The following is a 19,779-nucleotide window of genomic DNA, read 5'->3' as shown; positions in this document are numbered from 1 at the left end:
CAAAGGTTAAAATCTAATACTTAAACTACCTGTTATCGGATTTAGACAACCTTACTACTTTTAGATTTTTTTTCATTCTCTGTAATTTTTCAGTGCTACTGCTTACTAACTGTACAAATTAAACAGTTTAAACATGAGCACAACAGAGAAAAAACCTAGCAAAATTGCTTTAACAGCTTTTCTTATCCTTATTCTGTCAACTACAGAAATGCCACCAATATTGAAGTATCCAATGTTGGCAGTCGCAACTATTTCTTTTATCATTGTAGCAGTTCAACTATACCATGAATTTAAAGCCAATCGAATTTCAAAGGCAAAGAAATAATGACCGAGAAAGCTTATCTCCAAAAGATTGAAGAACATAAAGGAATTATCCTCAAGGTGGTCAACTTATATGCTGACGATTTTGAGGACCGTAAAGACCTTTATCAGGAAATTGTACTGCAAAGTTGGAGTGCTTATTCAAGATTTGAAGGCAAAGCAAAATTTTCAACTTGGCTTTACCGAATTAGCCTAAATGTAGCACTCACCTTTCTGAGCAAGCGTAAAAAAGCCAATCAAATCAAAGAGAGTACCACCCTACAAGAGCATATAGCTTTTGAACTAGCAGAACTCTCGGAAAGAGCTGATTTTTTATATCGTGCCATTAAACAATTGGCAGAAATAGACCGAAGTATCATCATGTTACATCTTGACGGCTTTGACAATACTGAAATCAGCGAAATGATGGGGTTATCCAAAGGCAACACTACCGTTAAACTTCATCGTATTAAACAACAATTGACTACTATTTTAACTCAAAAATAAAATGGATTTACAACAAGAATGGCAACAAATGTCGGCTGAGGTGCTGGCGGCAAAACAAAATGAATTAGTTTCGAAATTCAACTTGGATAGCCAATCGAAAAGTCTTTTACAGGATTTAACTTTTAAACTCAAATGGAAATTGAGATGGATCAGAATCATTGACTTACCCATTTTGGCTTTAGCCCTTTTTGCCGAAAGAGATTTAAAAATTGTATTGATAGGCGTTTTCGTTTTATATGAGATTTTTAGATTTTTTGCAGTACTTCAGTTTCGGAAAATCAAAACCAGCATCGACTTTTCATCGAGCACCAAACAAGTACTGGAAGGTAATTTAAAGGCCATTACCAAAATATTATCAATAGAAAATTTATGGGGCTATGTTACCGCACCAATTGCCGCTCCTATTGGACTATTGTGCTATCAACTTGCTGTTCACAAAACTTTCGACAATGTGATAACCCAATCCAATTTTCTTACCCAAGTTTATATTCTCATTCCAGTAGGTATTTTAATTATCATTTTAGGACGATTGATGAACAGGAGCATTTTCAAAAAACCAATAGCGGATTTAAAAGCAAAAATACAGGAGCTTTCATAAAAAAATAAAATGTTGTAACGTTTTCTGTTTCCTTATACTAATGCAGTATAAACTTTAAAACAGCACATTATGACAACCATAGAAAACAAAGAAAGATTGAGCGTAGTAGTCTTGTTCATCACTGTAATTTGCTTTAACGATGGAGCCGACTGGGTAAAATTTCCATTATTAGCTTTAGGCATCATTTTATTAATCTGGAGTCTTTATGACTACTATAGGAACGAAGAAAACCTTAAAAAAGAAAAAAAATTTTAGTAACGAACTAAATGATTTGTGTGGAGCGTAGCAGTAAATGCTACGCTTTTTTCTTAAAAGCTTAACCTCGACACCATGCTTTGCGACTGAAATGCTCCAGGAGTCATCCCTACTACTTTTTTAAATGTCCTGATGAAATAATTGGCATCACTAAAACCCAGTTCATAGCTAATAGAGGCTATTTTAATTCCAGGTTTTAACAGCATTTCCTTAGCCTTTTTCATCTTCTCCGTCAAGATAAAATCGTTAGGACTGATTCCTAATTCTCTTTTGAACAATCTATAAAAGGTAGCCTTACTCATGCAGGCTTTGTTGCTTAAGCTTTCGATACTGATTTTTTCGTTGAGGTTAGATTTAATATAACCAATCACATAAGCCAATGGGTTATGAGTAGCAGCTTCTCCATTTAAAACATTCAGGTTTTGGGTTTGCATGATCCTCACCAAAAGCTCCTTCAAAGTCAAGTCAGCCAACACATCTTTTTCTCTAGAAGTATCCGAGCAAACCTTGATGATTTTATTGATGAGGTAGGCAATTTCTTCATTGTTGTAGAAATGGTACTCATCATAATTAAGCTGCCATTCCTCATCACTACTTTCTTTAGGAAAATACTCATTCAAATATCTAATGGTTTGTTTGATCTGATGATTATCAATGGCCAAAGCAATACACTGTGTTGGATTAAAATCTGTGGCCTCTGGAAAGTCGATACGCATGGTTTCAGAAGGAGGCACAATCACTGTTTCGCCTGGCAGGTATTCAAATTCCTTCTTTTCATTAAGGTGCATTACCTTTTTGCCACGCAACATGCTGGTAATTACAAAATCATTAAAAGTTAAGGGCACTTTGTACGACTCTGTATAGGTTTCAAAAACACTTAGCTCACATCTTTCCAAACTATACGATGTTCTGTTTTCTACCAATGTTTGCAGCTTTGATTCGCTGCTTAACTTTACCAAATCAAGTTTGTGGTTCATTTTACGCCCCCTTTACTCCAATAACGAGTTATTAGTTCTTTTGTTAAGTAAATATATCATTATTTCAATTCTATTACATTACCTGAAACAATAGTGCTATCGGTTGAAACTATTTTACTATCCTCAAAGAGGCCATGCTCGTAGGTTTGTAATAACCAAATTTTAAAATCATGGAACAAATTGTAAAAAGACCCGAGTTTAAATCGCACTACGACAACTATATCAACGGCCAATTTGTGGCTCCAGTAAATGGAAAATATTTCGATAATATTTCTCCTATTGATGGTAAAGTATTCACCAAAGCGGCACATTCTTCACCAGAAGACCTTGAACTAGCGGTTAACGCTGCTGCTGAAGCCTTCAAAACTTGGAGCAAAACATCATCTACAGAAAGAAGCATTATCCTTAACAAAATTGCCCAACGCATGGAGGACAATTTGGAATACTTGGCTACGGTAGAAACCATTGACAACGGTAAAGCCATTAGGGAAACGCTAAATGCTGACCTACCTTTAGGTGTAGATCATTTTAGATATTTTGCTTCGGTGATTCGTGCGGAAGAAGGTTCCCACACCGAGTTGGATGAGCACACCGTTTCCTTAATTGTTCACGAACCTATTGGCGTAGTGGCGCAAATTATCCCTTGGAACTTCCCTTTATTGATGGGAATATGGAAACTCGCCCCTGCCCTAGCTGCTGGAAATACCGTGGTATTAAAACCTGCGGAAAGCACACCAACATCCATCATGGTACTAATGGAATTGATTGGCGATTTACTACCTCCAGGGGTGGTGAATGTGGTGAATGGCTTTGGTGCCGAACTTGGCCGTCACTTGGTGACTAATCCTAAAGTATCCAAAGCAGCCTTTACAGGCTCAACCCCTACTGGGCGTTTGGTGATGCAATACGCTACCGAAAACATCATTCCCGTAACCTTGGAGTTAGGCGGAAAATCTCCGAATATCTTCTTTAATTCTGTAATGGATGAAGACGATGCCTTTTTGGACAAAGCAGTTGAGGGAGCAGTTTTATTCGCTTTAAATCAAGGAGAAATTTGTACCTGCCCATCAAGATTATTGGTACAGGAAGACATTTATGAGCGATTTATTGCCAAAGTGATTGAGCGTACCAACGCCATTAAAGTAGGCAGTCCGTTAGATAAAACAGTGATGATGGGTGCGCAGGCTTCTAAAATCCAGTTCGAAAAAATTAAAACTTACATAGAGTTAGGAAAACAAGAAGGCGCTGAAGTTTTAGCGGGCGGCGAAGTGAACGAACTTCCTGGTGAATTAGGTGGTGGTTACTACATTAAACCAACCATCTTTAAGGGACATAATAAGATGCGCATTTTCCAAGAAGAGATTTTTGGTCCAGTATTGGCCGTAACTACTTTTAAAACTGTTGAAGAAGCCATTGAAATTGCCAATGATACCTTATACGGTTTAGGTGCTGGTGTTTGGACACGTGATGCTCACGAGCTTTATCAAGTGCCTAGAGCAGTACAAGCTGGTCGTATTTGGGTAAATCAATACCATGCTTATCCTGCGGGCGCACCATTTGGTGGTTACAAGCAATCAGGTGTGGGTAGAGAGAACCATAAAATGATGTTGGGGCACTATCGCCAAGCTAAAAACATGCTGATTTCGTACAACAAAAACAAATTAGGCTTCTTTTAAGAAACTTATTAATAAGCTTTTGAGATTGCTTCGTCATTCTTCCTCGCAAAGACGTCTCATTCAACGTCATTGCGAGCTTAGCGAAGCAATCTCAAAACTATTCCAATAAAAAGGAGAAAAAATGGTTAAGCGATTAGACAGTACCGAGAAAGCCAAAGAATTGATACAAAAACTGAAAGCCAAACACGGCGAATTGATGTTTTATCAGGCGGGCGGTTGTTGTGAAGGCACACAACCACAATGTTTCGAAAAAGGAGGCTTTTACGTGCGCATGCATGATGTATGTATTGGAACGGTAGAAGATTGTGAGTTTTGGGTAGACAAAGACCTTTTCGAATATTGGAAGTACTCGCACTTTACTTTAGATGTATTGGATGGCTTTGGCGTTGGCGGATTTTCGCTGGAAACTCCCCTCGGCAAAACGTTTAAAATACATTACAGGCTGTTCACGGAAGAGGAACTCAATGACCTTGAACCTATTACTACTGCAAAATAATTCTTAGTTTATATTTTGGTTTGATTTGCCAGTAAGCCAATTGGCTTGCTGGCTTTTTTTTACCGATAAGTTTAACAAAACTTATTTAAATCTCATTTTAAACTGATTTATATCAGCTTTGAAAAACAGCAATCTAGCTATTTTTATTCATCAATAATTGTTCACTAAATCATTAAATTATGCTTCCAAACACCATGAAAGCAGCCGTTGTTCGTGAGTTCGGGGCGCCGCTGCAAATCGAAGAAGTTGAGGTAAAAAGACCTGGTAGAAACCAGATTTTGGTAAAAGTGATTGCCAGCGGCGTTTGTCACACCGATTTACATGCCGTTGAAGGCGATTGGCCTGTTAAACCCAAAATGCCATTAATTCCTGGGCATGAAGGCGTAGGCTATGTAGTGGCTGTTGGTCCCGATGTAAACAATGTAAAAGAAGGCGACGCCGTGGGCGTACCTTGGTTGTATAGTGCTTGTGGATGTTGTGACCATTGCATTACGGGATGGGAAACACTTTGCGAAAGCCAGCAAAATGGTGGCTATAGTGTAGATGGTGGTTTCGCTGAATATGTCATTGCCGATGCTCGTTATGTAGGTCATCTACCTGCAAATACCAACTTTTTAGAAATGGCGCCTATCCTTTGTGCTGGTGTAACGGTTTATAAGGGTTTAAAGGAAACAGAGGTTAAACCTGGCGAATGGGTGGCTATTTCTGGCATTGGTGGCTTAGGTCACGTGGCGGTTCAATATGCCAAGGCTATGGGAATGCATGTAGCGGCTATTGATGTAGGTAACGACAAATTGGATTTGGCTAAACGTTTAGGTGCTGATTTAGTAGTAAACGCAAAAGAGCAAAACCCCGGCGAGTTCCTTAAAAAAGAAACTGGTGGCATGCATGGTGCTTTGGTAACTGCCGTATCTCCTATTGCCTTTAAGCAAGGATTGGAAACCTTGCGTCGTAAAGGAACTATGGCTTTAAATGGATTGCCGCCTGGAAATTTCGACTTATCGATATTTGATACGGTATTGAACCGAATCACCATTAGAGGCTCTATTGTGGGAACTCGTAAAGATTTACAGGAAGCCATTGAATTTGCAGTGGAAGGAAAAGTAAAAGCCAATGTAACCGCAGCAAAGCTGGAAGACATCAATGACGTTTTCGACAAAATGAAGAAGGCAGAAATTGAAGGTAGAATGGTACTACAAATTGCAGAATAGTTTCTTTGCCACAGGTACACGAATTTTTTAATTAGCAATCCGTGCATCTGTGGCTTCTTTCATAAGTAGTATTTATGCCTTTCTCATCACTGAAAGAAATATTTTTTTAGCACCAGCTACTTCCATGCACCACCATTTGAATTCATACCACCGGTAGGTAGTAGCATTAATCTGTACCTGTACATTGGTAGTTTCTACTTCAGCCGCACTTGTTGTCCACTGTACAATATCATTTGCGTCAACCTGTACAAAACCGTTAGCGGCAACTGTATTATTTAAAGAAGTCTCATTTTCATTCACCGATGTAGCAAAAGACTGATAGCTGATCAGCTGTGAGGAAGATGCTCTATTATAAATCCTAGGATCGTAAAAGGCAGCACTATTTCCCTGAAGATTAATTTCTAAGCCATCTACCTTCGGTAAAGGGGTAAGGTTGTTTGCAGTAACATAAGTACCCAAATTAAAAGCGCTATTTCCTGCGGTACCAGCAGGTACCGAGTAGATCGCAGTAATTGCTTCGCCAATATTTAATGCTCTGCCAGCACCCACGGTAACTGTACAGCCAGCACCTCCAAACATACTAGGAATAATGAAACTTGCTGTAGCTGGCGAAGAGGCATTTGGCGTACCAGTGATGGTATACGTTAGATAGCCATTGCCGTAAGCTAGTGATCCTGCCTGCAAGGTTGCATTGAGTCCAGTAACACCTGTTGAAGCAATTGGAGATCCTGGTCCGTAGGAGCCGCCGTTACCACCAATGTAAGGCACGGTCAGGGTTCCGTTGTAAGCCTGACCACTAACGTAACTAGCTGGGCTCAGCGTAGCTTCACTACACATTATGGCATTAACACCTGGTTGAATAGAAGTATTACTGGCTATTATTCTCCACTCGTTACCATTCCAATAGTAAAAACCTTGTGGCAGCCCACCGCTTACTCCATCAGGATTGTAAATCAGTAGTCCTTTGGGTTGATTACTGATATTGCCATCTCCGTCAGTATTTAAATCATCTGTTGAGGTAACTAATTCAACTCGAGGAATCAACACGCCAGATTTCGCACCAGATTTAGTAAAGATATCTAAAGAAGTATAAGGATCTGGATTTTTAATATTGATTCCAGATTGAGCAATTGCACTGCTGTAAGCTGCCAATGCTAAAAATAAGATAAAACATGTTTTTTTGATTTTCATGAGTTCGGTTTTTTGTAAATGTCAATCCAAACTTAGCAGTAGTAATTTTGCCGTTCATAAATAGAAACAGCGCAATACAACATTCTGCTGCTAACGAACATCAAACTCATTTACAATGATTTAAAGCAACGATTTACCGAAAAAAACTTCTTTACCTCCAATTAATCAATTTTCCTTGATCAAGCAAAATGCGCTTTTTTCTTAGATTAATTAATTTACTATTATAAAAAATAGATCATGGAACCCATCAACCTATATCGTGACAGACTATTAAAGCATTATATTATTCACCACAATATGATAACAATTTCCATAGTTCTATTCTTTTATACTTGGCTATATGGGTATCATTTTAACTCTCTTTTTTTCTTTTATTATAATCTTACGGCAGGCATATTTAATCTGATAGTTTATTTCTATATATGCCGAATGCCAATGTGCAAAATCAGGCCATTCATTAATCTGTATTTTATATTCTTTGTTTTATATATGCTCGTTTACGCTTTCTGCATGTGGGAAAAAAGCCCAATTATATTCGCCTGGCTTTTTCTGATTCCCTTGGCTTCTGGAAGTCTATTTTCACAAAAAACAACAGTGTCGTGGATTTTTTGCATCGTGGCACTTGCTATTATTACCATGATATGTTCTAAATTTTTATATGTATTTTTTGAAGAAACTACATTTTCTTCGTCTGATATACTCTTGATAAATATTTGCTCACTACTTTTTATTTTTTACTTCCTCATAGCAGGAACCTATTTTAACAGAAGGGTTTATAAGCTAAGCTCATTTCAAGAAAGCAAGGAGACTACTGTTAAACAATATCAAAGCATATTAAATACGTCCAGAGGAATCGTTGAGAATTACAGATTAAAGGAGCAGTTGAAAAAGCTTTATGAAACAATACTTATATATTTTGAAAAAGAGCAACCATTTAAAAACAAAGACTTTTCACTTATCCAATTAGCCGACGCCTTAAATACCAATGTATCTTATGTCTCACGAGCTATAAAACTAAATACGGGCAGTAATTTCAACCATTTAGTAAATACCTATCGGGTGGCACATGTAAAAATGCTAATTAATGAAGATGCACTTAAAAGACATTCTTTGTTGTATGTTTATGACTCTGCAGGTTTTAAGCATCAATCTACTTTCAACAAGGTATTTAAACAAATTGAAGGGGTTACACCTAAAACCTACGCACATAATATGACAAAACATGAATAGGCTTATTTCTTATTCAGATTTAACTGCTAGTATTTCAGAAACGGTGCAAGGCATTCAGACAACCAATATTTTTTGCAAAAAAACAGTTTTTAAATTATCGTCCTTTATTTTGTATATGCATAGTGGTTTATTATCATCTCAATACCTTCTTTTCATTTTTAACCTCGTAAATCGAGCAAAAAAGCGGATATTAGGGCATCAATTCTATTTATTCATATGTTGCGCAAAATCATCGCTTTATTTCTTACCATTGCTGCTGTATGGGCTATTAAGGAAACTTACTTTATTTTCACCACTTCAGATGCTGATATAGCCGCAAAAAGAGGCCAGCTTAAATTAGCAAGTTTAAGCATCACCATTCCTTTGGTAATTGCTAGCTTATGGTTATGGCGCCCAATACCGAAAGGAGAAAAATGAAAAACCACGACGAAGATTTCCTACAACAATTGGCCAAGCAGTTAAGCTGTCCTGCAAATACAGAAGGCATAGAAGTGGCCAATAATATGCATGAAAACAACATCGGCATGACCAGAAAAACCATTGATGGATTAAATATCTCCAAAGGTGATTTGATATTGGAACTTGGTCATGGCAACTGCAAACACCTGCCCGAAATCTTAAGCCGAGCCGAACACACTTCTTATTACGGTTTGGAGATTTCGGAACTGATGCAAAAACAAGCTTCGGTAGCCAACAATGCAGCTATTGAAGCCAACAGAGCATCTTTCCACCTGTACAACGGCAATAATATTCCTTTTTCCGACAATACATTTAGCAAAATACTAACGGTAAACACCATTTATTTTTGGGAAAGCCCCGAAGATTTCATCAAAGAAATTTACCGTGTGCTAAAACCTGGTGGTACTTTTGCCATTGGTTTTGCAGATAAGGATTTTATGGAAAGCCTACCTTTTACCGCCTATGGGTTTGACCTTTACAGCAAAGACAGAATAAATGCCTTGGCAGAGGCTGCCCACTTTAAAATCAAGGAAATTTCTTCGTTCACCGAGAAAATAACCAGCAAGGCAGGTGATGAAGTGGAAAGGCTCTTTTATGTCGCACTTTTAGAGAAATAAGCTAATATCCTTAAAGCCCTAAATTGCTATTCTATCAGTGTGCAAACGGGCCATTTCTTCTAAAAGACTTTTTTTTACTTCAAAATAGTTTTGATACAGTATCTCTTTAAAGGCGTTTGCGGCACCAAAAAGAATGTCCAGTTCATCATCATTATAACTATTACCAGCAAAATAATTTAAGGCGTGTTTGGACAAATAAGCGTCCACTTTTTCCTTTAAGGCAGCGTCAATTTTTACATATGGCAAAGCTAATAGATTGCCCATTTGTATCTTAAGCTGACTTTCTGTTCGTGCAAACTTTAAAAGGTTTTCCCTAATTTCTGCAAACGGCGTAGTAAATTGTATAAAACTCGTTTCATCCGCTACCTTGTTGTAGATAGACAAGGCCTCATCATAAGTTTTATCAAACTCCAAAAAGGTTTGATATTTTTCGGTAAAGTAGTCTTCCGAATTATTTTTAGCAGCTTCTTGCTTAAAGTAATGATAAATACTTTCGTCGTTAACGGCTAAAGCAGCTTTGATATCTAGCAGTTCCTTTTCCAATTTGGGCAGCAACTCGTAAATATCTGTTTTCACATATTTAACGCCATCATATTCAAAAGTTTTGATTTCGGTGTCTCCTTCGTGAATTTGTTTGATGGTCAGGATATCCGTTTCCAAACATACTGCACTATAAATCATGTCTACCTTATCTGCGCCAAAGAGTTCATCAAACGTTAAAATCGTCTCGGTAAGTGTCGACTGTTCCACATCGAACTTACTAGGATTATAATTATTATAGTATGCGTTGAATACCTTAGGGAAACTTCCCGCCTTAAAGTCTTCTTGGTATTCGGCTACAAAACTTTCCATTTCATCAAAAGTTACTTGGCCCTTATATTCCACATTGGCAAACAACAGCTCCGTTACAGAGGCTTGCAATTCGTCCGCTTTTCCAAATAGCACCAACGCAGGTTCGCCATTATCATCCCCTTGTGGGAAATGACCAGCCGTAATGGCTTCTACCCGATCTTCAGTACTCGGGTGACTGGCCCATTGGTTTTTAATCACCAATTTTGATTTATTGTAGTGATTCAGGTATTCTTTGGTCACCTGCGGCATACCATTCACAAAATCTACCCCAGTATCCTGCGCCAAGGTATGCATGATGTGGCGATGCTGAGGATAGATATTTTTAGGTTTGATATTGGCAGAAATCTTCTGTTCGTAGTAGCCAAGAGTTCTGTCAAAAGCATTATTAGCCAAATCTAATCTCATTAATGAGGATACGAAAGGCTGGCTACCTACCACAGTTACCGCAATAGCATCTGCATGAAATTCCATTTCTCTTGAAAGTTCCAAATGTTGGATGTTCACCACATTATAGAGCTTTTTTAACACCCATTGAATACCTTCAATGATTTTAACACCTATAGATACGAAAAAGGCAAAATAGCCACTCACACTCGCAAAGCGGTGAACCGCATTTCCATATCCTTCATTATCATACAGCATGTTAAAGATAATTTGGTTCACCGTATAAACATAACTACCTACTTTCATGGAACGTTGAGAGAAGTGACCAAATTCATGCGCTAAAATGGCTTTTAACTCTGTTCTGGAAGTACTGTTCACCAAGGCCATACCTATTTGCAAATTCTTCTTTACTGGGAAAAACATGCTCAAAAAAGTAGAATCGTAAAACACACAAGCATTCACCTCGTGCGATAAGTATATCTTTTTAGGGAAAGTAGTTTGAACTTTATCTACAATATCTCTTATTTCCTCATAAAGCAAAGGGGCATCCTCTTCTTTTAATTCAATCAAATGAGATCTATCTATTTTATGCTTTTTAAAGACAAACTTCACCAAAAAAACGAAGACAATCACGCCCAGCCCAATCAAGCCAATTCCCAAACCAAGGGTAATCACACTAGGTTTAAGTGCGATCAAACCAACGCCCAATGCGCCACACAAAACCACTAATCCAATAGATAAGGCGAATAGCAGCAAATAAGACAGCATAAAAAATATAATGGCAAAAATAGCCTTTCGAGCGGCTTTTTTAAATTCGTTGCTCGTTAAATCATAGGGGGTATTTTCCTTCATAAAGCGTCATCGTTTGGTCCTATAAAGAAAAAGATAATTAGTTAAATTTCAAACCATCAACTATAAATTTTCAAACTACAAATTGGCTCAAATGAAAGAAGCTTTGCTAGGGTTGGAAGTAATGAAAAATCACGAAATGCTTATTCTCAACTCTCGTTAATCTAAAAATCTACTTTTAAGTTCAGTTGTTGGCACCCAACATTGATTTTGTTTACCAAACCATTGGTAACGATGGCGAGCAACCCATCGGTATATGGCATTTCTCAGAAAGGGGGGCACGATGATAAATACATAAAGCAATGGCCACAAATCAGGTAGTTTTTTGGCAATACGCAGTACGGCGTTTGATTGCTCGTACAATTTTCCATTTTCCAGTAGCACCAAACTATCACCATGAGCTACTTTTAAAGCAGAATTACTCAACGTTTTTTTTGCAAAATCGCTTTGCAAAGAGGCAAATTTAAACGCATCATGACGGTCTCGTTTAATGACAAACTGCACTGCGCCATTACATAAATTACACACTCCATCAAAAAATATGATTGCACTTTTGGCCATTATTTGCAAGTTAGATAATCGGGCGGAATGTATCATTCATTTTGTTCTTTTTTCTAATCTGGTTTCGTTCTTTTATTTTTTATTTCAAACTTTGGTTTCGATACGGTCCTAACCGTTACTTTTGAACTCTAAATAAGAAATATTAAACAAAAAATGGGCAACACCTATACCTACGTTAACGGTCAAATACTTCTGGAAAATGACGCCAAGCTTTTAGTAACCGATTTAGCTGTACAGCGTGGCTATGGTATTTTCGATTTCCTTAAAACCGTAAACGGCAAGCCTGTTTTTATAGAGGATTATTTTAACCGCTTTTTTAATTCGGCAAATGAGATGAACCTTGAAGTTGATTTTGACAGAACAGACCTTTTTACAGCCATCAACTCCCTTCTGAAAAAAAACAACATCGCTAATTCTGGGCTGAAAATAATTTTGACAGGAGGCTATTCGGAAGATGGCTACCAAATTGCAAAACCCAATTTAGTGATTGTACAAACTCCTTTCGAATACAATCCTGCCATTTTCAACAAAGGTTTAAATTTATTATCGCACAATTACCAAAGGCAGCTGGCTTCGGTAAAAACCATCGATTATTTACAAGCCATCCGTCTTCAACCCCTACTGAAATTGAAACAGGCCGATGACCTTTTGTACCACAATCATGGTGAGGTGAGAGAATGTCCAAGGGCCAATATTTTTATGATAAAAAACCAACAGGTTTTTACACCAGCTACAAGCATTTTACGAGGCATTACTCGTGGTAAAATATTGGGTATGCACCTTGAGGGTTTAGAGATTAAAGAGCAAGATTTTACCCTCGACGATTTCGCTAATGCAGACGAAGCGTTCATCAGTAGCTCTACCAAAAATATTTTGCCAGTGCTTAGCCTAGATGGGAAGCCCATTGGTAAAGGAAAACCAGGAAAAATCACTACTGCTTTAAACGAGAAGTTGCTGGAGATGATTAAAAACTATTGATCTCAGTTTGAAGATTAAATTTGTCAAAACAAGCCGTAAAGCTGATCATGAAATAAATTCAGCATGACGAATCGCCCATCTGACGTCACCCTGACCACGAAGTAGCTGCAAAGCAAATTTACTTCAGGGTCGGCAAAACAAAGTTTGTATCATTCGATGAAAAATCAAATAAATAATGATCGAATTCAGGTTACCAAGTTATTACTAAGTAAATTCATTGAGGGACAACCTATCTCTCGCTATCCCTCAATGAACGGTTATTTCTTTTTCTTTACAACAGTCGTTTCCTTTTGCAGCTTTCTTTTTTATAAGCTAACGCCACATAAGAAAGGACAAAACCAACAGCCGTAATGATTAATAGATTCTGAACGTACGGATAAATCAAATCTGTTGGACCATTCTCGATAATTAAAACCCTAAATATGGGTAGAAAATGTGTTAGCGGTATAATGGAAGCAATATATTGAATCCACTCTGGCATTTGACTTAATGGCCAAGTAAAACCTGACAGGATAAAACTTGGCGTAGCAATGACCATTAACACCTCTGTAGCTTTCAATTGGCTAGGAATTAATAAACTCACCAAAATACCAATAAAACAAACCGACAATACAAACAGCCCTGCAGCAAGGGTTAGTGTGCCCAAATTTTCATAAAATGGAATTTTAAACCACCAGGTAAACAACCAATAGATGAGCCAAATACCAAAACTCATAATGAGGTAAGGAATTACCTTAACCATAATGAGCTTAAAGGTAGATGAGGTTTTGTTCACTAAAAACTTAAACGTCCCATTTTCAAACTCAGAGGCAAAAGATAGCGCCAAGCCCAACATCAAAACCTGCTGTAAAACAGTAGCCAATATACCAGGCCACAAAAAGTACATGTAGTTGGTAGAACGATTATTTTTCTTGATGAAAGTGGTTTTGAAAGGTTCGTATTGACTCATCAGCAAATTCTCTGGTACGCCTTGCTTTCTCAACGTTTCCAATTGCACACCCACTTTAAGCGTCCCTAAACATACCTGCAATGCCGTTGAAGCGTAGTTGGCCGTCAGCACATTGGCCGTATTAACAATCGTAGTTATCTCTGGATATTTCTTGGTGAGCACCCCTTTTTCAAATCCTTCAGGAATGATGACCATACATACCGCCTCTTTTTCAAGCGCCGTTCTGGTAAGGTTATCCTCATTGGGCAGCAAAGCGGATATGGTCAATACTTCATTATCTTCCATCATTTGCAGTGCCTTTTTACTCATCTTGCTCTGGTCTTTATCAACCACCACAATAGGTAAATCAGTCACTTTACCTTTATTGTACACATAACCTAGTAGCACGCCATACATAATGGGCGCTCCAATGAAAAGAATGCGCAATACACTGTTGTTCCAAAACAGTGCAAACTCACGTTTTAATAGTTCAAAAAAAACTCTCATTATCGTTTGGTTATGGTCACGGTAGATTTTGTCAATATTTCAGCAGCTTCTGTAGCTTGTTTAGGCAGCACGTTGATTTCGTAAAGTGCATCTTGCATATTATAGTCAGGATAAGCCGTGGCGATGTTTGCATAAGCGCCTATTTGCTTAATGTTCCTAATCACGCAGCTTACTTTTTTATCCTTCAAATAAGGCACAGTCACTTCAATTTCTTCTCCTTTTTTGTACTTGCTTAACTCACTTTCAGGTATTGTAAAACGGAAATAAGTAGTGTTGTTTAACGAACCCGTAAACAAGGTATATCCAGGCAGGGCCAACTCTCCCACTTTTAGCGTAATGGTTTCTAACACCATATCCTGTGGAGCAATTACATATCTTTCTTTTTCGGCGGTTTTCACTTCCTGCAAAGCGCCTAGTGCTCTATCTTTTTGTCCCAAAGCCATGGTTTGCTGCTCCATACGTACACCGTTTTTTACATCAGCAATTTCAGCTTCTACTGCTGTGTACTGTGCCAAAGCACCCTGGTATTTAGCAAACACTTCATCATATTGTTGTTGCGGCACTAACGAATCAACCACCATGGCTTCAATACGTTTCAATGATTTTTTGGCAAACTCATATTGTTCTTTCAAAGCAGTTTTTTTGGCGTTTAGCTGCTTCAATTGATTAGCCGTAGCACCATGTACACTCATGGCATATTGGGCATCGGCAGATTTTACCGCACCCTGTGCTTGAGCTTTCTTAGCCTCCACTTCAGGAATATCCAATAAGGCAAGGGTATCTCCTTCTTTCACCAAATCTCCTTCGTTTACATAAATTTTTGAAATGCGTCCAGCAATTTTGCCTACTACAGCAAGTTCATCTCGCTCTACTTTGCCTTGAATAAGGCTGTCGATATTATTTTTTGGCCTGCATGATACTAGTGCAAGCATTCCCAATAGTATAAAAGTATATTTCTTCATAACTTATTTTACTTGAAGTGAATTTTGTAAGTTTCCTGTAGCCGAGATGGTTTCTAAAGCCAATCTTCTTTGTTCTACAATGCTGTTAATTTTTTGTAGGGAGGTTTGATAAATATCCGTTTCTACGGTTAAACGCTCGGTCACGTTAATCAACCCCGTGTTATATTGCTTTTGGGCAATCAGTAAATTGTTTTTGGCAATTTTTTCTCTTTGTGCTGCAATGTCAATTTGCCTCAGCAAAGTTTCGTATTGTACATTGTTATTCTGTAACTGTAACTGTACTTTCTCTCTCGAATCGGCCAGTTTATTTTCAATTTGCTGGATATTGATTTTGGCTTCATCAATTTTATGCTTTCGTTCGAAACCACTAAAAATGTTCCATTTCAGGGCCACCCCTGCAATAAAATTAGGAGAAAGCTTGGCGCTATTAAGTCCTAAGGCATAGTTGTTATTGGTTACTGGCCCAGTAAAAGTCGTTTTGGCATCAAATACCGAAGCATAGCTGTAACTTCCAAAGGCTCCAACTACGGGCAAGAAACTTCCTTTTTCCTTTTTAAGCAGGTATTGATAAGCTGTTTTGAAATTTTCAAGGGCTTTAATCTCGGCCCTATTGTCGGTATTAAGCGGCTCTAAAAGCACAATAGGTTCCAATTGATACACCACGCTATCGATTTGGGCATTGTTATAGTGGGTGAGCACCTTTAATTTTTGATATAACACTTTGCGCTTGCCTTCCAATTCTATCTTTTTAGAAGCCAATTCTAACACCGCCAGTTTTATCTTATCTCTGTCGTAAGGAATGGCTAAACCATTGGCAATGGCCTTTTCCACTCGCTCCCTTTCTTTATTTAAACGGATTTCGCTTTCGTCTACCAGCTTTTGTGCTTCGGCAAGTAAACGGATTTGGTCGAAAGAATGGATCACATCCCTAATCACCGAATCTTTTTTAGGAGAGGCCAAATATTCAGTTCCTTGTTTCTTTGCCTCGATGGCTTTGGCACCGTTAATGATTTGTCCACCGCTAAAAAGCACCGACTTTGCAGTAAGTCCACCAAAGAAAAGGTTACCTCTATTTTTAAAGTTCTGTTGGCCATCAAATAAAGAAATTCCTGTGATAGGTAAATTCAAAGTTGGGAGGTCAATTCCCAAGGTGTTGTTGAAATAACCATACATAGCCGTAGCATCTACGGTTGGAATATACTTGTTAAGCACCCCTTTGCGTTCGAGGGTTAACTTTTGTATTTCCAAATCGTGATTGGCCAGTCCCTTGTCTTCCGTAATTGCGGCATCAATAGCTCGCTTGAGCGTTTCGGACACATAAAATTGTTGGGCATGTAAACGTGTCAGCCCCGCAATAAGGCAAACCGCTATCCCTAAAAATATTCTTCTCATATTATAATAGGCTTATGTTATGATAGATTTTGTTAAATACGTTTTTCACGGTTTCTATCTCCTGTGGGCTTAGCCCTTTGGTCAATTCGGTTAAAACCTGCTCGGCTACAGGCATCACTTGCTTTTCAACTTCCAGTCCCTTTTTAGTAAGGAATATCAAATTGAGCCTTCTGTCTTTAGCATCCGAGCGTCTTTCAATGTAGCCATCCCTTTCGAGGTTGTCCAGTAGTCTGGTCATGCTGGGCTTGTCTTTTCCAGTGGCATCGGCAATTACTTGTTGCGAAATGCCATCTTTCATCCATAGCTGCATTAATACGGTCCATTGCTCTTTGGTGAGTGATATGCCGTGGAGCTTAAACTTTTGCGTAAGCACCCTGCTTGCGTACATGAACAACCTGCCTCCTAGCAAATTGTACTTATCTTCTAATGAAATCAAATTAGTTATCATAACAATAGTTGCACAAACAACTACAAACACTGTGCAGCTAATTAAATTTAAGCAGATTTTTTGTCTTTCATGACATCATGATGACGGTTTAGCTTAAAACTTATTGATTTAGCGCCGTTGGAAACTTAGAGCTTTCAGACTTACGAAGTTTTAGAAACTTCGTAAGTCTGCTACAAAATTGGAACATAGAAGTACGGATGGTTGTACAATAAACCCGATTGAAATGGAAAGCCCGTAAGCGAGTGTAACGAGTGCGGACTTGGAATGAAAAGCGGGAATACCAATCAACAGGATACTTGATTGATTTTCAACAACAAGGAAATATTTTGAAAACTAGGGCATTTTTGGGCTTTCCCATTTAAAACATTTCCCTATATTTGCGCAATCCTAGTGCAATGCAAAAGAGAACTCTACTCAGCGGCCAAAAACTTCAAATCACAATTAAGCGGCTTTGTCACCAGCTAATTGAGAACCATATTGATTTTAATAATACTGTTTTAATTGGTATACAGCCAAGAGGAACTTTCTTTGCAGACAGGGTTCACCAAGAACTTTCGGAAATTTTAAAAAGCAGCGCCATTAAAAAGGGCCATTTGGACATTACTTTTTTTAGGGACGATTTTAGAAGAAAAGATGGCTTGGTAACCGCAAGCAGCAATACCATTGACTTTATTATTGAAGGTAAGCAGGTGATTTTAATAGATGACGTGCTTTGGACTGGACGCACCATACGTGCAGCAATGGATGCGCTTTTGGCTTATGGCCGACCTGAAAGTGTGGAGCTTATGGTTTTAATTGACCGTAGGTTTTCGAGACACTTGCCGATTGAGGCTAACTACATTGGTATGCAGGTAGACTCGGTTGATTCGCAAAAGGTAAAGGTGAGCTGGAAGGAAAATGAAGGAGAAGACAAAGTAATTTTATTATCAGAAAAGCAATAAAATGGCAGCAGACAAATTATCAACACGACATCTTTTAGGCATCAAAGATATTAACCTGAATGATATTGAATTGATTTTCGAAACTGCTGACAATTTTAAAGAGGTGATTAACAGGCCGATTAAAAAGGTTCCTTCTTTGAGAGATATCACCATTGCGAATATCTTTTTCGAAAACTCAACCCGTACCAAACTTTCTTTCGAACTGGCTGAAAAAAGGCTTTCGGCTGATGTAGTGAATTTCGCTGCTTCGTCTTCGTCGGTAAGCAAGGGCGAAACCCTGATTGATACGGTAAATAATATTTTGGCCATGAAGGTGGATATGGTGGTGATGCGCCATCCTTACGCTGGAGCTGGTCAATTTTTAAGTCGCCACATTGATGCACAAATTGTAAATGCTGGTGATGGAGCACATGAGCACCCTACGCAAGCTTTATTGGATGCTTTCTCGATTAGAGAGAAACTTGGCGATGTAGCTGGCAAAAAAGTGGTGATTGTGGGTGATATTCTGCACTCTCGTGTGGCTATTTCTAACATTCTTTGCTTACAAAAACTAGGTGCCGAAGTAATGGTTTGCGGCCCTACCACTTTAATTCCTAAGCATATTGGTGCGTTGGGCGTTAAAGTAGAACATGATTTAATTAAGGCACTCAATTGGTGCGACGTGGCTAACATGTTGCGCATACAGCTTGAACGTATGGACATCAAATATTTCCCAACTGGGAGAGAATATTCGATGATGTACGGCTTAAACAAGCAAATTCTAGATAATTTAGATAAAGAAATTGTAGTGATGCACCCAGGCCCTATTAATCGTGGGGTAGAAATTACCAGTGATGTGGCTGATAGCAAGCAATCTATCATTTTAAATCAGGTAGAAAATGGCGTAGCCGTTAGAATGGCTGTTCTTTATCTTTTGGCAAGCCAAAAAGATAGCTAATGACCCCCAAAGAGAAGCAATTTGTAGATTATTGGACTGAAAAACGGAAAAAATGGAGCTGGAGAAAACACAGCTACCAAACTTTTATTACCGTTGCTTTACCCCTATCTATTTTAATTGATTTGGTCAACTATTTCATTATTGGAGATACCGAATACGACTTCTTTACCTTTTCTCACTTAGGTACTTTTATCTTCAACCTCATCATCATTTCTGTTGTTATTATTTTTGGTTCGGGCTTTGCCAACTGGAATTATAATGAAGGAAGATATTGGAGTATTTTAAGGAAAAATACCAATAAGCTACAGTAATCTCATTTGTTAAAGATAAGCAGGCCTCGGCAAAAGCGATGATTAAAGCCGTGTTAAAAACTTTTTAACAGCACATACCAAGCTCACAACCATTTCGTTAAATGTCTGTTATCAACACATGTTAATTTCTTATGTTGATAGCTAAGCACATTAATTCTATTTTAGTATCAACCCTAGCTAAAACCATTGCTCAACAAAATGGACAATTGGCC

Annotated in this window: 22 protein-coding genes; 14 read left to right on the top strand and 8 right to left on the bottom strand. The window is 38.2% G+C overall.

All coding sequences use genetic code 11. From position 1 onward, the window contains the following. The first annotated feature begins 133 nt into the window (after positions 1-133). The 4 genes from DUT70_RS00160 (at position 134) to DUT70_RS00145 (ending at position 1,660) form a co-directional block, all read left to right on the top strand. Positions 134-325: a hypothetical protein gene (locus DUT70_RS00160; protein ID WP_113645236.1), complete on the top strand. Its 192-nt coding sequence runs from the start codon at positions 134-136 to the stop codon at positions 323-325. Then, positions 325-807 carry an RNA polymerase sigma factor gene (locus DUT70_RS00155; protein ID WP_113645235.1) on the top strand — a complete coding sequence of 161 codons (483 nt, stop codon included), beginning with the start codon at positions 325-327 and terminating at the stop codon, positions 805-807. The genes DUT70_RS00160 and DUT70_RS00155 overlap by 1 nt, the downstream gene beginning before the upstream one ends. A 1-nt stretch (position 808) precedes the next feature. Then, positions 809-1,405: a hypothetical protein gene (locus DUT70_RS00150; protein ID WP_113645234.1), complete on the top strand. Its 597-nt coding sequence runs from the start codon at positions 809-811 to the stop codon at positions 1,403-1,405. A 69-nt stretch (positions 1,406-1,474) separates the two neighbouring features. Then, positions 1,475-1,660: a hypothetical protein gene (locus DUT70_RS00145; protein WP_113645233.1), complete on the top strand. Its 186-nt coding sequence runs from the start codon at positions 1,475-1,477 to the stop codon at positions 1,658-1,660. A 53-nt stretch (positions 1,661-1,713) separates the two neighbouring features. On the opposite strand, the gene DUT70_RS00140 is transcribed toward DUT70_RS00145, so the two are convergent. Then, positions 1,714-2,637, bottom strand: a complete 924-nt coding sequence (locus tag DUT70_RS00140; protein WP_113645232.1) for an AraC family transcriptional regulator — start codon at positions 2,635-2,637, stop codon at positions 1,714-1,716. Positions 2,638-2,807: 170 nt separating this feature from the next. Between DUT70_RS00140 and DUT70_RS00135 the strand changes: the two genes are divergently transcribed. The 3 genes from DUT70_RS00135 to adhP all read left to right on the top strand — a co-directional run bounded on the left by DUT70_RS00135 (position 2,808) and on the right by adhP (position 6,020). After that, the gene (locus tag DUT70_RS00135) at positions 2,808-4,313 is read left to right on the top strand and encodes an aldehyde dehydrogenase family protein (protein WP_113645231.1); all 1,506 of its coding nucleotides are present in this window, start codon (positions 2,808-2,810) and stop codon (positions 4,311-4,313) included. A gap of 121 nt (positions 4,314-4,434) precedes the next feature. After that, on the top strand, positions 4,435-4,809 hold the full coding sequence (locus DUT70_RS00130) for a DUF779 domain-containing protein (RefSeq protein ID WP_113645230.1): 375 nt from the start codon (positions 4,435-4,437) through the stop codon (positions 4,807-4,809). A gap of 179 nt (positions 4,810-4,988) precedes the next feature. Then, positions 4,989-6,020 carry an alcohol dehydrogenase AdhP gene (gene adhP / locus DUT70_RS00125; RefSeq protein ID WP_113645229.1) on the top strand — a complete coding sequence of 344 codons (1,032 nt, stop codon included), beginning with the start codon at positions 4,989-4,991 and terminating at the stop codon, positions 6,018-6,020. 72 nt (positions 6,021-6,092) lie between these two features. Here adhP and DUT70_RS00120 read toward each other — a convergent pair whose 3' ends face one another. Then, positions 6,093-7,211: a hypothetical protein gene (locus DUT70_RS00120; protein WP_113645228.1), complete on the bottom strand. Its 1,119-nt coding sequence runs from the start codon at positions 7,209-7,211 to the stop codon at positions 6,093-6,095. A 510-nt stretch (positions 7,212-7,721) separates the two neighbouring features. Here DUT70_RS00120 and DUT70_RS00115 point away from each other — a divergent pair. From DUT70_RS00115 to DUT70_RS00105, 3 genes are all read left to right on the top strand, one after another. Continuing rightward, positions 7,722-8,441 carry a helix-turn-helix domain-containing protein gene (locus tag DUT70_RS00115; protein WP_162926543.1) on the top strand — a complete coding sequence of 240 codons (720 nt, stop codon included), beginning with the start codon at positions 7,722-7,724 and terminating at the stop codon, positions 8,439-8,441. Positions 8,442-8,657: 216 nt separating this feature from the next. Beyond that, positions 8,658-8,858, top strand: coding sequence for a hypothetical protein (locus tag DUT70_RS00110; protein WP_113645226.1), 201 nt, complete (start codon positions 8,658-8,660; stop codon positions 8,856-8,858). Beyond that, the gene (locus DUT70_RS00105) at positions 8,855-9,517 is read left to right on the top strand and encodes a class I SAM-dependent methyltransferase (RefSeq protein WP_113645225.1); all 663 of its coding nucleotides are present in this window, start codon (positions 8,855-8,857) and stop codon (positions 9,515-9,517) included. The genes DUT70_RS00110 and DUT70_RS00105 overlap by 4 nt, the downstream gene beginning before the upstream one ends. 18 nt (positions 9,518-9,535) lie before the next feature. On the opposite strand, the gene DUT70_RS00100 is transcribed toward DUT70_RS00105, so the two are convergent. Together DUT70_RS00100 and DUT70_RS00095 are read right to left on the bottom strand one after the other, a co-directional pair. Next, positions 9,536-11,605 (bottom strand): M48 family metalloprotease, encoded by a 2,070-nt coding sequence (locus tag DUT70_RS00100; RefSeq protein WP_113645224.1) that lies wholly within the window; start codon positions 11,603-11,605, stop codon positions 9,536-9,538. Between the two features lie 156 nt (positions 11,606-11,761). Next, the gene (locus DUT70_RS00095; protein ID WP_113645223.1) at positions 11,762-12,163 is read right to left on the bottom strand and encodes a thiol-disulfide oxidoreductase DCC family protein; all 402 of its coding nucleotides are present in this window, start codon (positions 12,161-12,163) and stop codon (positions 11,762-11,764) included. 153 nt (positions 12,164-12,316) lie between these two features. Between DUT70_RS00095 and DUT70_RS00090 the strand changes: the two genes are divergently transcribed. Then, positions 12,317-13,141, top strand: coding sequence for an aminotransferase class IV (locus DUT70_RS00090; RefSeq protein ID WP_113645222.1), 825 nt, complete (start codon positions 12,317-12,319; stop codon positions 13,139-13,141). A gap of 271 nt (positions 13,142-13,412) precedes the next feature. Here the strand turns inward: DUT70_RS00090 and DUT70_RS00085 are convergent, their stop codons facing one another. Genes DUT70_RS00085 through DUT70_RS00070 form a run of 4 tightly spaced genes read right to left on the bottom strand, consistent with a single transcriptional unit; the run spans position 13,413 to position 17,378 of the window. Continuing rightward, entirely contained in the window at positions 13,413-14,576 is a 1,164-nt protein-coding gene (locus tag DUT70_RS00085) for an ABC transporter permease (protein WP_113645221.1), read from the bottom strand. Then, on the bottom strand, positions 14,576-15,538 hold the full coding sequence (locus DUT70_RS00080; protein ID WP_113645220.1) for an HlyD family secretion protein: 963 nt from the start codon (positions 15,536-15,538) through the stop codon (positions 14,576-14,578). Before DUT70_RS00080 ends, DUT70_RS00085 begins: the two co-directional genes overlap by 1 nt. A 3-nt stretch (positions 15,539-15,541) precedes the next feature. Next, on the bottom strand, positions 15,542-16,930 hold the full coding sequence (locus DUT70_RS00075; protein WP_113645219.1) for a TolC family protein: 1,389 nt from the start codon (positions 16,928-16,930) through the stop codon (positions 15,542-15,544). Position 16,931: 1 nt separating this feature from the next. Beyond that, positions 16,932-17,378: a MarR family winged helix-turn-helix transcriptional regulator gene (locus DUT70_RS00070; RefSeq protein WP_113645218.1), complete on the bottom strand. Its 447-nt coding sequence runs from the start codon at positions 17,376-17,378 to the stop codon at positions 16,932-16,934. A 395-nt stretch (positions 17,379-17,773) separates the two neighbouring features. On the opposite strand from DUT70_RS00070, the gene pyrR reads away from it, so the two are divergent. The 3 genes from pyrR to DUT70_RS00055 are packed head-to-tail and all read left to right on the top strand — an operon-like array spanning position 17,774 to position 19,567. Further along, the gene (gene pyrR, locus DUT70_RS00065) at positions 17,774-18,319 is read left to right on the top strand and encodes a bifunctional pyr operon transcriptional regulator/uracil phosphoribosyltransferase PyrR (protein ID WP_113645217.1); all 546 of its coding nucleotides are present in this window, start codon (positions 17,774-17,776) and stop codon (positions 18,317-18,319) included. A 1-nt stretch (position 18,320) separates the two neighbouring features. Further along, positions 18,321-19,256: an aspartate carbamoyltransferase catalytic subunit gene (locus DUT70_RS00060; RefSeq protein ID WP_113645216.1), complete on the top strand. Its 936-nt coding sequence runs from the start codon at positions 18,321-18,323 to the stop codon at positions 19,254-19,256. After that, entirely contained in the window at positions 19,256-19,567 is a 312-nt protein-coding gene (locus tag DUT70_RS00055) for a hypothetical protein (protein ID WP_113645215.1), read from the top strand. The genes DUT70_RS00060 and DUT70_RS00055 overlap by 1 nt, the downstream gene beginning before the upstream one ends. Positions 19,568-19,779 lie beyond the last annotated feature (212 nt).

It is taken from the genome of Pedobacter chitinilyticus (genome assembly GCF_003313385.1).
In the GTDB taxonomy this organism is placed as follows: domain Bacteria; phylum Bacteroidota; class Bacteroidia; order Sphingobacteriales; family Sphingobacteriaceae; genus Pedobacter; species Pedobacter chitinilyticus.
This window is presented reverse-complemented; position numbering and strand designations above follow the sequence as displayed.

Bases quoted from the DNA above. Each gene is read 5' to 3' on its own strand.
- DUT70_RS00095 (WP_113645223.1), bottom strand. From the start codon at position 12,163: ATGGCCAAAAGTGCAATCATATTTTTTGATGGAGTGTGTAATTTATGT.
- DUT70_RS00120 (WP_113645228.1), bottom strand. From the start codon at position 7,211: ATGAAAATCAAAAAAACATGTTTTATCTTATTTTTAGCATTGGCAGCT.
- DUT70_RS00160 (WP_113645236.1), top strand. From the start codon at position 134: ATGAGCACAACAGAGAAAAAACCTAGCAAAATTGCTTTAACAGCTTTT.
- DUT70_RS00085 (WP_113645221.1), bottom strand. From the start codon at position 14,576: ATGAGAGTTTTTTTTGAACTATTAAAACGTGAGTTTGCACTGTTTTGG.
- DUT70_RS00140 (WP_113645232.1), bottom strand. From the start codon at position 2,637: ATGAACCACAAACTTGATTTGGTAAAGTTAAGCAGCGAATCAAAGCTG.
- DUT70_RS00130 (WP_113645230.1), top strand. From the start codon at position 4,435: ATGGTTAAGCGATTAGACAGTACCGAGAAAGCCAAAGAATTGATACAA.
- adhP (WP_113645229.1), top strand. From the start codon at position 4,989: ATGCTTCCAAACACCATGAAAGCAGCCGTTGTTCGTGAGTTCGGGGCG.
- DUT70_RS00150 (WP_113645234.1), top strand. From the start codon at position 809: ATGGATTTACAACAAGAATGGCAACAAATGTCGGCTGAGGTGCTGGCG.
- DUT70_RS00060 (WP_113645216.1), top strand. From the start codon at position 18,321: ATGGCAGCAGACAAATTATCAACACGACATCTTTTAGGCATCAAAGAT.
- DUT70_RS00055 (WP_113645215.1), top strand. From the start codon at position 19,256: ATGACCCCCAAAGAGAAGCAATTTGTAGATTATTGGACTGAAAAACGG.
- DUT70_RS00080 (WP_113645220.1), bottom strand. From the start codon at position 15,538: ATGAAGAAATATACTTTTATACTATTGGGAATGCTTGCACTAGTATCA.
- DUT70_RS00105 (WP_113645225.1), top strand. From the start codon at position 8,855: ATGAAAAACCACGACGAAGATTTCCTACAACAATTGGCCAAGCAGTTA.
- DUT70_RS00100 (WP_113645224.1), bottom strand. From the start codon at position 11,605: ATGAAGGAAAATACCCCCTATGATTTAACGAGCAACGAATTTAAAAAA.
- DUT70_RS00115 (WP_162926543.1), top strand. From the start codon at position 7,722: ATGTGGGAAAAAAGCCCAATTATATTCGCCTGGCTTTTTCTGATTCCC.
- DUT70_RS00145 (WP_113645233.1), top strand. From the start codon at position 1,475: ATGACAACCATAGAAAACAAAGAAAGATTGAGCGTAGTAGTCTTGTTC.
- DUT70_RS00075 (WP_113645219.1), bottom strand. From the start codon at position 16,930: ATGAGAAGAATATTTTTAGGGATAGCGGTTTGCCTTATTGCGGGGCTG.
- DUT70_RS00070 (WP_113645218.1), bottom strand. From the start codon at position 17,378: ATGATAACTAATTTGATTTCATTAGAAGATAAGTACAATTTGCTAGGA.
- DUT70_RS00090 (WP_113645222.1), top strand. From the start codon at position 12,317: ATGGGCAACACCTATACCTACGTTAACGGTCAAATACTTCTGGAAAAT.
- DUT70_RS00135 (WP_113645231.1), top strand. From the start codon at position 2,808: ATGGAACAAATTGTAAAAAGACCCGAGTTTAAATCGCACTACGACAAC.
- DUT70_RS00110 (WP_113645226.1), top strand. From the start codon at position 8,658: ATGTTGCGCAAAATCATCGCTTTATTTCTTACCATTGCTGCTGTATGG.
- pyrR (WP_113645217.1), top strand. From the start codon at position 17,774: ATGCAAAAGAGAACTCTACTCAGCGGCCAAAAACTTCAAATCACAATT.
- DUT70_RS00155 (WP_113645235.1), top strand. From the start codon at position 325: ATGACCGAGAAAGCTTATCTCCAAAAGATTGAAGAACATAAAGGAATT.